General features: G+C 66.0%; 11 protein-coding genes. 8 read left to right on the plus strand and 3 right to left on the minus strand.

The features are described from left to right. Positions 1-20: 20 nt before the first annotated feature. Complete coding sequence (locus AWC27_RS20210) at positions 21-623, minus strand: hypothetical protein (RefSeq protein WP_085672113.1); 603 nt, start codon at positions 621-623, stop codon at positions 21-23. 151 nt (positions 624-774) lie between these two features. On the opposite strand from AWC27_RS20210, the gene aceE reads away from it, so the two are divergent. The 8 genes from aceE (at position 775) to AWC27_RS20250 (ending at position 11,567) form a co-directional block, all read left to right on the plus strand. After that, positions 775-3,564 carry a pyruvate dehydrogenase (acetyl-transferring), homodimeric type gene (gene aceE, locus AWC27_RS20215; protein WP_085672114.1) on the plus strand — a complete coding sequence of 930 codons (2,790 nt, stop codon included), beginning with the start codon at positions 775-777 and terminating at the stop codon, positions 3,562-3,564. Positions 3,565-3,708: 144 nt separating this feature from the next. Continuing rightward, the gene (locus tag AWC27_RS20220; RefSeq protein ID WP_085672115.1) at positions 3,709-5,037 is read left to right on the plus strand and encodes a PucR family transcriptional regulator; all 1,329 of its coding nucleotides are present in this window, start codon (positions 3,709-3,711) and stop codon (positions 5,035-5,037) included. Between the two features lie 137 nt (positions 5,038-5,174). Further along, positions 5,175-6,092, plus strand: a complete 918-nt coding sequence (locus tag AWC27_RS20225; protein WP_085672116.1) for an ACP S-malonyltransferase — start codon at positions 5,175-5,177, stop codon at positions 6,090-6,092. Positions 6,093-6,167: 75 nt separating this feature from the next. After that, positions 6,168-6,515 (plus strand): meromycolate extension acyl carrier protein AcpM, encoded by a 348-nt coding sequence (gene acpM, locus AWC27_RS20230; protein WP_083113548.1) that lies wholly within the window; start codon positions 6,168-6,170, stop codon positions 6,513-6,515. Next, positions 6,512-7,762, plus strand: coding sequence for a 3-oxoacyl-ACP synthase KasA (gene kasA, locus AWC27_RS20235; RefSeq protein WP_085672117.1), 1,251 nt, complete (start codon positions 6,512-6,514; stop codon positions 7,760-7,762). The genes acpM and kasA overlap by 4 nt, the downstream gene beginning before the upstream one ends. A gap of 83 nt (positions 7,763-7,845) precedes the next feature. Continuing rightward, positions 7,846-9,099, plus strand: a complete 1,254-nt coding sequence (gene kasB, locus AWC27_RS20240; RefSeq protein ID WP_085672118.1) for a 3-oxoacyl-ACP synthase KasB — start codon at positions 7,846-7,848, stop codon at positions 9,097-9,099. A 33-nt stretch (positions 9,100-9,132) separates the two neighbouring features. Continuing rightward, a complete protein-coding gene (locus AWC27_RS20245) occupies positions 9,133-10,554 on the plus strand; it encodes an acyl-CoA carboxylase subunit beta (protein ID WP_085672119.1) in 1,422 nt (473 codons plus the stop codon). A 125-nt stretch (positions 10,555-10,679) separates the two neighbouring features. Continuing rightward, on the plus strand, positions 10,680-11,567 hold the full coding sequence (locus tag AWC27_RS20250; protein WP_085672120.1) for a hypothetical protein: 888 nt from the start codon (positions 10,680-10,682) through the stop codon (positions 11,565-11,567). 67 nt (positions 11,568-11,634) lie between these two features. Here the strand turns inward: AWC27_RS20250 and AWC27_RS20255 are convergent, their stop codons facing one another. Together AWC27_RS20255 and AWC27_RS32855 are read right to left on the minus strand one after the other, a co-directional pair. Next, the gene (locus AWC27_RS20255) at positions 11,635-13,212 is read right to left on the minus strand and encodes an FAD-dependent monooxygenase (RefSeq protein WP_085672121.1); all 1,578 of its coding nucleotides are present in this window, start codon (positions 13,210-13,212) and stop codon (positions 11,635-11,637) included. A gap of 72 nt (positions 13,213-13,284) precedes the next feature. Next, positions 13,285-14,385, minus strand: a complete 1,101-nt coding sequence (locus AWC27_RS32855) for a hypothetical protein (protein WP_425437497.1) — start codon at positions 14,383-14,385, stop codon at positions 13,285-13,287. Positions 14,386-14,639: the final 254 nt, after the last annotated feature.

Here is a 14,639-nt window from a genome sequence, read left to right on the forward strand (position 1 = left end):
ACCCGGTCCATACGGCTACCTCAGTAGGAAGCCGTGCAGAGCTTCAAAGCCTTTGTCTTCGTGTCATTGAGCTGATCGACTCGCTTGTTGAACTCCCCCGTCGACGCGTGCGTACCGATGGCGTTCGCCACCGCGCGGGCCGCGTCGGAGTATGCGTTGAGCGCGTCGCGCATCTGCGACGACAGCGCGTCACTGAGACTGCCGGTCACCGAAGAGGCGCTGTCGTTGAGCGCCGATATCGCCGGGCCTTCGGTCGGGCCCGTGCTACGGCCGGCGTTGTAGGCCGCGACGAAGTTGTTCACCTTGTCGATGGCGTCCTTGCTGGTGCTGGCCAGCGCGTCGCAAGAGGTGTGAATCGCCTTGGTAGTCAACGATTGCTGGCGTTGGGACTCCCGCACGCTGGACGTTACCGACGACGCCGATATCGACACCGACACCGACGAGCGGTAGGCACCGGCGACGCTGGTGTCGGGGGTGGCGGTTCCTTCGGTGACGCTGGTACAGCCGACGATTCCCATCAGTAGTACCGCGGTACAACCAAGCGCCAGCGCGCCTCGCCTGGGGCCTCGATCCGAGAAAACCCCCACGTGCCTGCGAGGGACGGCACGCCATCCGATGAGCACGGCTCATGACGTTACCGGGTGGTGGCCACATCTGTCCCACCTGTACCGGGTTGGATTCGGCGTTCCGCTTGCTACTGGCGCCTATCCGCCCGGCACAGTGGTGCGGCACGATAGGGAGAGGGAACATCTCCGCCAACTGAGGAGTAGTGCGTTGACCACCGAGTTCGCACGGCAAGATCTGGCCAAAACCTCAAACAACGCAGGCGAACCCGACCGTGTGCGGGTGATCCGCGAAGGCGTCGCCTCGTATCTGCCCGACATCGATCCCGAGGAAACGTCGGAGTGGTTGGAGTCGTTCGACGAGTTGCTGGAACGTTCGGGACCATCGCGGGCGCGCTATCTGATGTTGCGATTGCTGGAACGCGCCGGCGAGCAGCGGGTCGCCATCCCCGCGCTGACGTCTACCGACTACGTCAACACCATCCCGACCGAACTCGAGCCCTGGTTCCCCGGCGACGAGGACGTCGAGCGCCGCTACCGCACCTGGATTCGCTGGAATGCGGCCATCATGGTGCACCGCGCACAACGTCCGGGCGTAGGCGTGGGTGGTCATATCTCGACGTATGCGTCCTCAGCGGCGCTCTACGAGGTCGGTTTCAACCATTTCTTCCGCGGCAAGGCGCATCCGGGCGGCGGAGATCAGGTGTTCATCCAGGGCCACGCTTCGCCGGGGATCTACGCACGCGCCTACCTGGAGGGCCGGTTGACCGCCGACCGGCTGGACGGCTTCCGCCAGGAGCACAGTCACCCCGGCGGCGGGTTGCCGTCCTATCCGCACCCGCGGCTGATGAAGGACTTCTGGGAATTCCCGACGGTGTCGATGGGCCTGGGCCCGATGAACGCCATCTACCAGGCACGGTTCAACCACTACCTGCACGATCGGGGCATCAAGGACACCTCCGATCAGCACGTGTGGGCGTTCCTCGGCGACGGTGAGATGGACGAACCGGAAAGCCGGGGCCTGGCACACGTGGCGGCGCTCGAAGGCCTGGACAACCTGACCTTCGTCATCAACTGCAACCTGCAGCGCCTCGACGGCCCGGTGCGCGGCAACGGCAAGATCATCCAGGAGCTGGAGTCGTTCTTCCGGGGCGCCGGCTGGAACGTCATCAAGGTGGTGTGGGGCCGCGAATGGGACGCCCTGTTACACGCCGACCGCGACGGCGCGCTGGTCAACCTGATGAACACCACCCCCGACGGGGATTACCAGACATACAAGGCCAACGACGGCGCGTACGTGCGCGACCACTTCTTCGGACGCGACCCGCGCACCAAGGCGCTGGTGCAGAACATGAGCGACTCCGAGATCTGGAACCTCAAGCGTGGCGGCCACGACTATCGCAAGGTCTATGCCGCCTATCGCGCCGCCATCGACCACCGGGGCCAGCCGACGGTGATCCTGGCCAAGACCATCAAGGGCTACTCGCTGGGTGCGCACTTCCAGGGCCGAAACGCCACCCATCAGATGAAAAAGCTTGCGCTGCAAGACCTCAAGCGTTTCCGGGACTCCATGCGTATCCCGATCAGCGACGCCGAGCTGGAGGAGAACCCCTATCTCCCGCCGTACTACCACCCCGGTCCCGACGCACCGGAGATCCGTTATCTGCTCGACCGCCGGCGCACCCTGGGCGGCTTCCTGCCCGAACGCCGGACAAAGACCAAGGCGTTGCAGCTTCCGGGCCGCGACATCTACAAAGCGTTGAAGAAGGGATCGGGAAACCAGGAAGTCGCCACCACCATGGCGATGGTCCGAACGTTCAAAGAAGTGTTGCGGGACAAAGAAATTGGGCCGCGCATTGTTCCCATCATTCCCGACGAGGCCCGTACCTTCGGGATGGACTCCTGGTTCCCGTCGCTGAAGATCTACAACCGCAACGGTCAGCTGTACACCGCCGTCGACGCCGAACTGATGCTGGCCTATAAGGAAAGCGAGATCGGCCAGATTCTGCACGAGGGCATCAACGAGGCTGGGTCGTGCGCCTCATTCACCGCAGTCGGCACCTCGTATGCGACGCACAACGAGCCGATGATCCCGATCTACATCTTCTATTCGATGTTCGGCTTTCAGCGCACGGGCGACGGGTTCTGGGCAGCCGCCGACCAAATGGCACGCGGGTTCGTGCTGGGCGCCACCGCCGGCCGCACCACGCTGACCGGTGAAGGGCTGCAGCACGCCGACGGACATTCGCTGCTGCTGGCCGCCACCAATCCAGCGGTGGTCTCCTACGACCCGGCGTTCGCCTACGAGATCGCATACATCGTCGAAAGCGGACTGGCCCGCATGTTCGGGCCGGACCCGGAAAATATGTACTTCTACATCACCATCTACAACGAGCCATATGTGCAGCCGCCGGAGCCGGAGAACTTCGACCCCGAAGGCGTGCTGCGGGGGATCTACCGCTACCGCGCGGTCACCGACGAACGCCCCCACAAGGCCCAGATCCTGGCCTCAGGCGTGTCGATGCCCGCGGCGTTGCAGGCATCGCAGATGCTGGCCGCCGAGTGGAACGTGGCCGCCGACGTGTGGTCGGTCACCAGTTGGGGCGAACTCAACCGCGACGGGGTGGCCATCGAGACTGAGCGGCTGCGCCACCCCGACCGGCCGGCGCGGGAGGCGTACGTGACCAAAGTTCTCTCCGCCAGCAGCGGCCCGGTGGTCGCCGTATCGGATTGGATGCGCGCGGTGCCCGAACAGATCCGGCCGTGGGTACCGGGCACCTACGTCACGCTGGGCACCGACGGCTTCGGCTTTTCCGACACCCGGCCCGCCGCGCGGCGCTACTTCAACACCGACGCGGAATCGGTGGTGGTCGCGGTGCTCGAGGCGCTGGCCCGCGACGGCGAACTCGACGAGTCGGTGTCGATCGAGGCGGCCCGCAAATACAAGATCGACGACGTGTTGGCCGCGCCCGAGCAGACGTCGGATCCCGGCGTCGCCTAACCCACCGCCCCGCCGAGCGTGAAGCTGGCAGCACGCTCGGCGCCCGGCGTGAAGCTGGCCGCACGTTCGTCGCCCCGGGCCTCGACGATCCCAGCGGCCGCGCCTTTGGCGGGATCTTCCAGAAATCAGGCGTAGCTTTTAGGAGTGAACGACAATCAGTTTGCCGGCCCCTTCGCCGCCAGGCCGCGATCGCCGCTGGAACTGCTCGACACCGTGCCGGATTCCCTGCTGCGCCGGCTCAAGCAGTACTCAGGCCGGCTGGCCACCGAAGCGGTGTCGGCCATGCAGGAGCGGTTGCCGTTCTTCGCAGACCTGGAAGCCTCCCAGCGCGCCAGTGTGGCGCTGGTGGTGCAGACCGCGGTGGTGAACTTCGTCGAGTGGATGCACGACCCGCACAGCAACGTCAGCTACACCGCTCAAGCATTCGAGCTGGTGCCTCAGGATCTGACCCGGCGCATCGCGTTGCGCCACACCGTGGACATGGTCCGCGTCACCATGGAGTTCTTCGAGGAAGTCGTGCCGCTGCTGGCCCGCTCCGAAGAACAGTTGACCGCCCTGACGGTGGGGATCCTGAAGTACAGCCGTGACCTGGCCTTTACCGCCGCCACCGCATACGCCGACGCGGCCGAGGCGCGCGGCACCTGGGACAGCCGGATGGAGGCCAGCGTCGTCGATGCCGTCGTCCGCGGCGACACCGGTCCCGAGCTGCTGTCCCGGGCCGCGGCGCTGAACTGGGATACGACTGCACCGGCCACGGTGGTGGTGGGTACCCCCGCACCCGGCCGCGACGGCCCTAATAGTCAGGCCAGCAGCGAGCGGGCCAGCCAGACCTTGCGCGACATCGCCGCGCGCCACGGCCGGGCCGCGCTGACCGACGTGCACGGCACCTGGCTGGTAGCCATCGTGTCGGGCCCGCTGTCGCCGACGGAGAAGTTCTTGAAGGATCTGCTGGAAGCATTTTCCGATGGCCCAGTGGTTATCGGGCCGACGGCGCCGATGCTGACAGCGGCGTATCACAGTGCCAGCGAGGCGATTTCGGGGATGAACGCCGTGGCCGGCTGGCGCGGGGCGCCCCGGCCCGTACTGGCGCGAGAACTGCTGCCCGAACGCGCCCTGATGGGTGACGCGTCGGCGATCGTGGCGTTGCACACCGACGTCATGCGCCCCCTGGCCGACGCCGGCCCAACGCTCGTCGAGACTCTGGACGCTTTCTTAGATTCCGGCGGCGCCATTGAGGCTTGCGCCAGGAAGTTGTTCGTTCATCCAAACACCGTCCGCTACCGGCTCAAGCGGATCACCGACTTCACCGGGCGTGATCCCACGCAACCGCGCGACGCGTATGTCCTGCGAGTGGCCGCGACGGTAGGCCAACTCAACTACCCGACGCATCATTCCAACGTCAATAACAATGCGGTCTCAGCCGTTCCGCTGCCGCTCAGAGGGGGTACGGTAGCTCCGTCTGGCGCAGAGTGATTTAGCCAACAGATCGCGGCCGGATCTCAAACATGTAGCTTACGGACCTGTTTTGTGGGGTGTATACAAAAACCTAAGACGAGGTTCATAATCTGTTACACCCCGCAAAACCGTCTTCACAGTGTTCTCTTAGACACGTGATTGCGTTACTTGCGCCCGGACAGGGCTCCCAGAGCGAAGGAATGCTGTCGCCGTGGCTGGAACTGCCCGGGGCAGCAGACCAGGTTGCGATGTGGTCGAAGGCCAGCGGCCTCGACCTGGCTCGTCTGGGCACCACAGCCTCCACCGAGGAGATCACCGATACCGCGGTTGCCCAGCCATTGATCGTTGCCGCCACCCTGCTGGCTCACCAGGAGCTGACCAAGCGTGGGCTGTTCAACGACCAAGAGCTGATCGTGGCCGGGCACTCCGTCGGCGAGATCGCGGCCTACGCGATCGCCGGTGTGATGGCCGCCGATGACGCCGTCGCGCTGGCTGCTACCCGTGGCGCCGAGATGGCTAAGGCCTGCGCGGCCGAGCCGACCGGCATGTCCGCGGTGCTCGGCGGCGACGAAGCCGATGTACTGAGCCGGCTCGAGCAACTCGACCTGATTCCCGCCAACCGCAATGCCGCCGGACAGATCGTCGCGGCCGGCCTGTTGACCGCGCTGGAGAAGCTGGCCGAGGACCCGCCCGCCAAGGCGCGGGTGCGCGCTCTGGGCGTGGCCGGTGCGTTCCACACCCCGTTTATGGCCGCCGCCCTGGATGGCTACGCCGCAGCCGCAGCCAGCGTCGATACCGCCGAGCCCACGGCCACGCTATTGTCGAACCACGACGGTAAGCCGGTCGAGTCAGCGGCCGCGGCGATGGAGACCCTAGTCTCACAGCTCACCCAGCCAGTGCGCTGGGATCTGTGCACGGCTTATCTGCGTGACCACGCAGAGAGCCCAGTCACGGCGATCGTGGAGTTCCCGCCCGCGGGCACTCTCACCGGGATCGCCAAACGAGAACTTCGGGGGGTTCCGACGCGAGCCGTCAAGTCACCCGCAGATCTGGACGAGTTGGCAAACCTCTAGCCGCCAGCTCTGCCCAGAACCACAAAAGCACGTCAAAACCGATTTAAAACAACACATTACGAAGGGAAAGACGCTGTGGCCGTCAGCCAGGAAGAAATCATTGCCGGTATCGCCGAGATCATCGAAGAGGTCACCGGTATCGAGCCGTCGGAGGTCACCCCGGAGAAGTCGTTCGTTGACGACCTGGACATCGACTCGCTGTCGATGGTTGAGATCGCCGTGCAGACCGAGGACAAGTACGGCGTGAAGATCCCCGACGAGGACCTCGCCGGTCTGCGCACCGTCGGTGACGTCGTCGCCTACATCCAGAAGCTCGAGGAAGAGAACCCCGAGGCTGCCGAGGCGCTGCGCGCAAAGCTCGAGACCGACAACCCCGAGGCTGTTGCGAACGTCAAGGCGAGGCTGGAAGCAGAGAGCAAGTGACCAAGCCTTCCACTGCTAATGGCGGTTACCCCAGCGTTGTGGTAACCGCCGTCACGGCGACGACATCGATCGCGCCGGACATCGAGAGCACGTGGAAGGGCTTGCTGGCCGGCGAAAGCGGCATCCACGTCCTCGAAGACGAGTTCATCACCAAGTGGGACCTGCCAGTCCGAATCGGTGGGCACCTCAAGGAGTCGGTCGACAACCACATGGGCCGGTTGGACATGCGACGCATGTCGTATGTCCAACGGATGTCCAAGTGGCTGAGCGCCCAATTGTGGGAGTCCGCAGGCTCGCCCGAGGTCGACCCGGACCGGTTCTCGGTCGTCGTCGGCACTGGCTTGGGTGGCGCCGAGCGCGTCATCGAGAGCTACGACCTGATGAACGAGGGCGGACCCCGCAAGGTGTCGCCGCTCGCCGTCCAGATGATCATGCCCAATGGCGCCGCGGCGGTGGTGGGTCTGCAGCTCGGGGCCCGCGCCGGGGTAATCACTCCGGTATCGGCCTGTTCGTCGGGCTCGGAGGCCATTGCCCACGCATGGCGTCAGATCGTCATGGGTGACGCGGACATCGCCGTGTGCGGCGGTGTCGAGGGCCCCATCGAGGCGCTGCCCATCGCAGCGTTCTCCATGATGCGGGCCATGTCCACGCGCAACGACGAACCGGAGCGTGCATCACGGCCCTTCGACAAGGACCGGGACGGCTTCGTGTTCGGCGAGGCCGGCGCTCTCATGATCATCGAGACCGAAGAGCACGCCAAGGCCCGCGGCGCCAAGCCGCTGGCCCGGTTGATGGGTGCTGGTATTACTTCGGACGCCTTCCACATGGTGGCGCCCGCGGCCGACGGTGCACGGGCCGGTAGGGCCATGACACGTTCGCTGGAGTTGGCGGGGTTGTCCGCCAAGGACGTCGACCACGTCAACGCGCACGGTACGGCCACACCAATCGGCGATGCCGCCGAGGCCAACGCTCTGCGGGCCGCTGGTTGCGAACATGCCGCGGTCTACGCGCCGAAGTCGGCGCTGGGCCACTCCATCGGCGCGGTGGGCGCGCTCGAATCTGTTTTAACGGTGCTGACCCTTCGGGACGGAGTCATCCCACCAACGCTGAATTACGAGACCCCGGATCCTGAGATCGATCTTGACGTTGTTGCAGGCGAACCGCGCTACGGCGACTTCCGCTACGCGATCAACAACTCGTTCGGGTTCGGCGGTCACAACGTAGCGCTCGCGTTCGGGCGTTACTGAGCACGGCGTTCGGCGACGATGCGGGCCTGGCAACAGCCCGGGAAGCAGCCGGACAGATATGGGAAGGAACGTTGGCTAGACCTATGACGGAGCTGGTTACCGGGAAAACACTCCCGAACGTAGTTGTCACCGGCGTCGCCATGACGACAGCAGTGGCAACTGACGCGGAAAATACGTGGAAGTTGTTGCTTGACGGTCAAAGCGGGATTCGGACTCTGGACGACCCGTTCGTCGAGGAATTCGACCTGCCCGTGCGCATCGGCGGTCACCTGTTAGAGGAGTTCGACAGTCAGCTCACCCGCGTCGAGCTGCGCCGGACGGGTTACCTGCAACGGATGTCCACCGTCCTTAGCCGCCGGGTCTGGGAGAACGCCGGCTCGCCTGAGGTCGACTCCAACCGGTTGATGGTGTCCATCGGTACCGGGCTGGGTTCCTCAGAAGAGATGGTTTTCAGCTACGACGACATGCGCGCTCGTGGCATGCGGGCTGTCTCTCCGCTGGGGGTGCAGAAGTACATGCCCAACGGCGCGGCTGCGGCGGTGGGTCTGGAACGGCACGCCAAGGCCGGGGTCATCACGCCCGTGTCGGCGTGCGCGTCGGGTTCGGAAGGCATCGCTCAGGCGTGGCGCAATATCGTCTTCGGGGAGGCCGATATCGCGATCTGTGGTGGCGTCGAGACCAGAATCGAAGCGGTTCCGATCGCGGCGTTCGCCCAGATGCGCATCGTCATGTCCACCAAGAACGATGACCCGGTCGGTGCCTGTCGCCCGTTCGACCGGGACCGCAGCGGATTCGTGTTCGGTGAAGCCGGTGCGCTGATGGTGATCGAGACCGAGGAGCATGCCAAGGCGCGTGGGGCCAACATTCTGGCCCGCATCATGGGCGCCAGCATCACCTCGGACGGCTACCACATGGTGGCACCGGACCCCAACGGTGAACGCGCCGGGCATGCCATGTCGCGTGCGGTTCAACTCGCCGGTCTGACGCCGGGCGACATCGACCACGTCAATGCACACGCCACCGGAACCTCGGTGGGCGACGTGGCTGAGGGCAGGGCCATCAACAACGCGCTGGGCAGCAACAAGCCGGCGGTCTACGCGCCGAAGGCCGCCCTGGGCCACTCGGTGGGTGCGGTCGGCGCGGTCGAGTCCATCCTCACCGTGCTCGCGTTGCGGGATCAGGTCGTTCCGCCGACACTGAACCTGGAAAATCTCGACCCTGAGATCGATCTGGACGTGGTCGCGGGCAAGCCGCGGCCGGGCGACTACAAGTACGCCATCAACAATTCGTTCGGATTTGGCGGGCACAATGTGGCGATCGCCTTTGGACGGTATTAATCCGAGCAACACCGGAATAACAGGAGACCTGCGATGACACTCATGGCCCCCGAGGCGGTTGGCGAGTCGCTCGACCCCCGCGATCCGTTGCTGCGGCTGAGCAACTTCTTCGACGACGGCACCGTGGAACTGCTGCACGAGCGCGACCGTTCGGGTGTGCTGGCCGCGGCGGGCACCGTCAACGGCATGCGCACCATCGCGTTCTGCACCGACGGCACGGTGATGGGCGGCGCGATGGGCACTGAAGGCTGCCAGCACATCGTCAACGCCTACGACACCGCCATCGAGGAGCAGAGCCCGATCGTGGGCATCTGGCACTCCGGCGGTGCCCGGTTGGCCGAGGGGGTGCGCGCTTTGCACGCCGTCGGAACCGTGTTCGAGGCCATGATCCGCGCATCGGGCTACATTCCGCAGATCTCGGTGGTCGTCGGCTTCGCCGCCGGCGGCGCCGCCTACGGACCGGCGCTGACCGACGTTATCGTGATGGCTCCGGAAAGCCGGGTGTTCGTCACCGGCCCCGACGTGGTGCGCAGCGTTACCGGCGAGGACGTGGACATGGCCTCGCTCGGTGGGCCGGAGACCCACCACAAGAAGTCCGGGGTGTGCCACATCGTTGCCGACGATGAACTCGACGCTTACGAGCGCGGCCGCCGGTTAGTCGGATTGTTCTGCCAGCAGGGGCATTTCGACCGCACCAAGGCCGAAGCCGGCGACACCGACATTCTGGCGCTGCTGCCCGAGTCGCCGCGACGGGCCTACGACGTGCACCCCATCGTCAGCGCGATCCTCGATGAGGACACACCGTTCGACGAGTTCCAGGAGAAGTGGGCGCCGTCGATGGTGGTTGGGCTGGGCCGGTTGTCCGGCCGCACGGTCGGCGTGCTGGCCAATAACCCGCTGCGCCTAGGTGGCTGCCTGAACTCCGAAAGCGCCGAGAAGGCAGCGCGTTTCGTGCGCCTGTGCGACGCTTTCGGCATTCCCCTGGTGGTCGTCGTCGACGTGCCCGGCTATCTGCCGGGTGTCGACCAGGAATGGGGCGGCGTGGTTCGCCGCGGCGCCAAGCTGCTGCACGCGTTCGGCGAGTGCACGGTTCCGCGGGTCACCCTGGTTACCCGGAAAATCTACGGCGGTGCCTACATTGCGATGAATTCCCGTTCGCTGAACGCGACGAAGGTGTTCGCGTGGCCGGACGCCGAGGTCGCGGTCATGGGCGCCAAAGCGGCCGTTGGGATTTTGCACAAGCGCAAGCTCGCCGCCGCACCCGACCACGAGCGCGAAGCGCTGCACGACGAGTTGGCCGCCGAGCACGAGCGGATCGCCGGTGGCGTGGACAGCGCCATCGACATCGGTGTGGTCGACGAGAAGATCGACCCTGCGCACACCCGCAGCAAACTCACCGAGGCGCTGGCCCAGGCGCCGGCACGCCGCGGCCGCCACAAGAACATTCCGCTGTAGTTTCTACCGCCGAGCAGACGCAGAATCGCACGCGCGCGCCCGCGCGCGTGCGATTCTGCGTCTGCTCGCCACAGTCATCTCCAACGTGACTAGCCCAATCGCGGAGCTGCCCGCATGATCAGGCAGTGCATGCAGAGGCGCTGGAAGTCCTGAAAAAGGCCGGCGGGTTTGCCACCACTGCGCAGCTTTTGACGGTTATGACCCGCCAACAGCTCGACGTTCAAATCAAAAAGGGTGGCCTCGCCCGCGTCTGGTACGGCGTCTATGCGGCCCGCGAACCAGATCTGTTGGGGCGCTTGGCCGCACTCGACATTTTCATGGGACAACATGCCGTTGCGTGCATGGGCACAGCCGCCGCTCTGTACGGGTTCGACTTGGAGAACACCACCGCAGTGCACGTGCTGGATCCGGGGGTACGGATGCGCCCCACGCGTGGCCTCATGGTTCACCAACGCACCGGCGCCCGGCTACAGCGCGTATCGGGTCGTCTAGCAACGGCGCCGGCTTGGACAGCCGTCGAGGTCGCACGACAGTTGCGCCGGCCGCGAGCACTGGCAGCTCTTGACGCCGCGTTGCGCTCAAACCAATACTCTCGCAGGGATATTGCAGCCGCCATCACTGAACAGCGCCGACGGCGCGGCATCGTCGCCGTGCGTGAACTATTCGAATTCGCGGACGGACGTGCGGAATCCGCGATGGAAAGCGAGGCACGGCTCGTCATGATCGATCATGGCTTGCCGCGTCCAGAGCTTCAGTATCCGATCTACGGTTGCGATGGTGAGCTGTGGCGACTCGACTTCGCCTGGCCGGAAGCACATTTGGCGGCCGAATACGAGAGCATCGACTGGCATGCGGGCCGAGACGAGATGCTCCGCGACAAGACGCGCTGGGGCGGGATTCAAGAGCTCGGGTGGACGATCATCCCGATCGTCGTCGACGATGTCAGGCGACATCCCTACCGCCTCGCCCAGCGAATCGCCATCCACCTCGCCCGCGCGCGCATGGCCAGCTAACCCTGGCGAGCAGACGCAGAATCGCACGCGCGCGCCCGCGCGCCTGCGATTCTGCGTCTGCTCGGCGTCAGCGGCACAGGATCGTCGAAAGCGCCTGCTGTAGGCGGCTTTCAGCGTCATCCGGCAACTCATCGGCACGCCAGCCGACGAAGTCGTCCGGGCGAACCAGCAGCGCACCGCTTGGACCGAGATCGGTGACGGCCAACCAATCGTCGTCGACGATGCAACGCATGGCGATCGAAATGCCCAGGGCCGCAGACACCGACGCCGCAACAGTTTGCCATCGCTGGTCGCCGCTGAGCACGGTGAATTGCGGCCCCAGCAAGTCCAGTGTCGAGACGCGCTGGCCGCCATAACTGATCCACGCATGCGGGACTCGCGTCCCGGGCTGTGCGCGCAACTCCGTCACAAGCTGCACGCCACCAGCTGACATGGGCTCGTCTGTCACCACCGCCGGTGAGCGGTACCGGTAGCCGATCAGCAGCTCAAACATCGAGCATTCCTCGTCGGCCGGCAATCGCGGTAGGTCGTCGCCCAACCGGAGAAACGCGATCGCCGGGCCGGTCAGCGACTGGCGAGCGGAAAAGCGCCCAACGGGGTGTCGCTCGGCGTGGTAAGTGCCAAGCAGAGCCGGCTCGGCCGTTTTGTGCACGACTGCGGCCAGCTTCCAGGCCAGATTGTCCGCACTCTGGATAGCGGTGTTGGCTCCCCCGGCCTTGAACGGCGGCATGGTGTGGGCCGCGTCGCCAACGAGAAAGATTCGCCCGCATTGGAATTGGTCGGCTACCAGTTCGTAGGGTTGCCACGCGGCGACGTCGACGATCTGCGTTTCGATCGGCTCGCCGATTGCCTTGTCCAGGACGTCGGTGCACCGCTGTGGGGTGAATTGTGTTGCGGTCTCGCCCTTGTCGGGAAAGTAGGTGGTGATGAACAAGCCGAGGTCATCCTGGACGACCAGGAAAATCCCTTGGACGTCGGGGTTTTGGACTTGCACTGCATCGCCGTCGCCAAGGCGGGGAACAAATTGCCGCCACGGCGCCCGAAAGTAGATGAACACCACAAAGATCGGGACGGCGCCATAACCCGAAGTCGTCACGCCGAGCGACTCGCGGATCCGGCTGTGCACACCGTCGGCCGCGACAAGATACTCGGCACGCACCGTTTCTGACTCACCTGACGCCAGATCACGCACGATTGCTGTGACACCCGTGTCGTCTTGCTCAAACGACGATAATTCCTTGCCATAGTGCACTGCATTGCCGTGGCGGCGGCTTTCGGCCAGCAGGATCGGCTCAAGCCGGCTCTGCGGGCAGTATTGCGCGGAAGGCTCTGGACTGAGGTTGTCCAGGCCGCCGAAGATCGCGTCGATGTCCATCGCCTGCTGTTCCGCTGCGCTGTTCAACGCCGATTTGGCCACCATGTCTGATACCTGCTCGGCGACGGCGTGCACCTGATCGCCCACGCCGAGACGACGCAAAATCTCTAAGCTGCGAAAGCTCAGGTTGCGAGCTTTCGGGTAGATGAAGACCTCGTTGCGCTTTTCGATCAGCATCGAACGAACACCGTGCTTGGCCAGCAGCGCCGACGTGGCGAGGCCACCGGCGCCGGCGCCGACGACGAGCACGGGGACACGGTTGGCGGTCATGTTCTAGTCCAAAATAGTGAGAACCCGGCTTTATGGTCGCCGCCGCCCCGACCCGAGCCGGGTGCGGACACGCTAGCCGGGTGTGCCCGGCGTGCCGTTGGCCCCCGCGGCGCCGTCGACGCCGTCAATGCCGGCAGCAGAAGCCGCACCGCCGCCGCCGCCCTTGGCGCCGGCGACCCCGTTGCCGGCCAGGCCGCCACCACCGCCGGCTCCTGCGGCGCCGCTGGTTCCCGACCGGCCGGTTAAGACGCTTCCCGGCCCACCCGCGCCTCCGGCGCCGGCGCCACCGCCGTCACCGCCGTCGCCGCCACCACCGCCGCTACCTCCGAGGCCGCCATTGCCGCCGACACCGATACCGGGACCGATGACGAAGGCGTTGCCGCCAGTGCCGCCGACGCCGCCGCCACCACCAAGGCCGCCGCCACCACCAGCGCCGCCGGCACCGCCTGCACCCCCGGACCCGCCGGCACCGAAGATCGGCGATGCGGCACCACCAGCACCTCCCGCGCCTCCGGCACCGCCGTGTCCGCCAGACCCGCCGTTGCCGCCGCTGCCGCCGTCACCGCCGGCCCCGGCCTGAACGATCTCAGTTCCAGCGGCATTGAAGAACTGGGTGTTGTTGTTATTGGGCAGCGAGTTGATGGGGCTGCCTCCGGCGCCGCCCGCACCGCCGGTGCCGCCGGCGCCCCCTTGACCCCCGACGCCGCCGAGCCCACCAGCGCCGCCATTGCCAACCAGCCACCCGCCATTGCCACCATTACCGCCCGCGCCAGCGGTGCCGCCGTCACCGCCGGACGCACCGGACGCACCATTACCGCCCTGACCGCCGCTACCCCCGGTGGCAGCACCGGAGACCGTACTCGCGGCGCCTCCGACGCCACCGTTGCCACCGGCGCCGCCAGGCGTTCCGCCGGGTGCCCCGTTACCGCCCGCTCCACCAGTGACGGAACCGGTACCTAGCTGCCCGGCACTGCCGCCATTGCCGCCGGCCCCGCCATCACCACCGGCACCCCCGTCACCACCCGCACCGCCGACGACCGGTCCGACAGCCTGATTGTCGTTGGAGACCGCGGTGCCGCCATTGCCGCCCGTTCCGCCGGTAATGCCGGGCCCGCCATTGCCACCCGGGCCGCCATCGCCGCCAACGACGGCGCCAGTAGCCGAAGTAGAAATACTGGCACCGTTATTGCCCGCGGCGGCCGTGCCGTTGGGGTTTGGGACGGCACCGCTTGATCCGGCGAGCCCGGTGCCACCCTGCCCGCCCGCTCCGCCGTTGCCGACGTATCCGACGGCGTTGCCGCCATTGCCGCCCTGCCCCGGGTTTCCGCCGTTGATACCCGCCAACGCGGCTCCGCCGGAACCTCCGGGCCCACCGTTGCCGAACAACGACCCGCCGGCCAATCCGGTGGCGCCGGCCGCGCCATTGC

It is taken from the genome of Mycobacterium szulgai (genome assembly GCF_002116635.1).
GTDB lineage: Bacteria > Actinomycetota > Actinomycetes > Mycobacteriales > Mycobacteriaceae > Mycobacterium > Mycobacterium szulgai.

Excerpts from the sequence above, each read along its gene's own strand:
- kasB (WP_085672118.1), top strand. The coding sequence starts at position 7,846 with ATGACGGAGCTGGTTACCGGGAAAACACTCCCGAACGTAGTTGTCACC.
- AWC27_RS20245 (WP_085672119.1), top strand. The coding sequence starts at position 9,133 with ATGACACTCATGGCCCCCGAGGCGGTTGGCGAGTCGCTCGACCCCCGC.
- AWC27_RS20255 (WP_085672121.1), bottom strand. The coding sequence starts at position 13,212 with ATGACCGCCAACCGTGTCCCCGTGCTCGTCGTCGGCGCCGGCGCCGGT.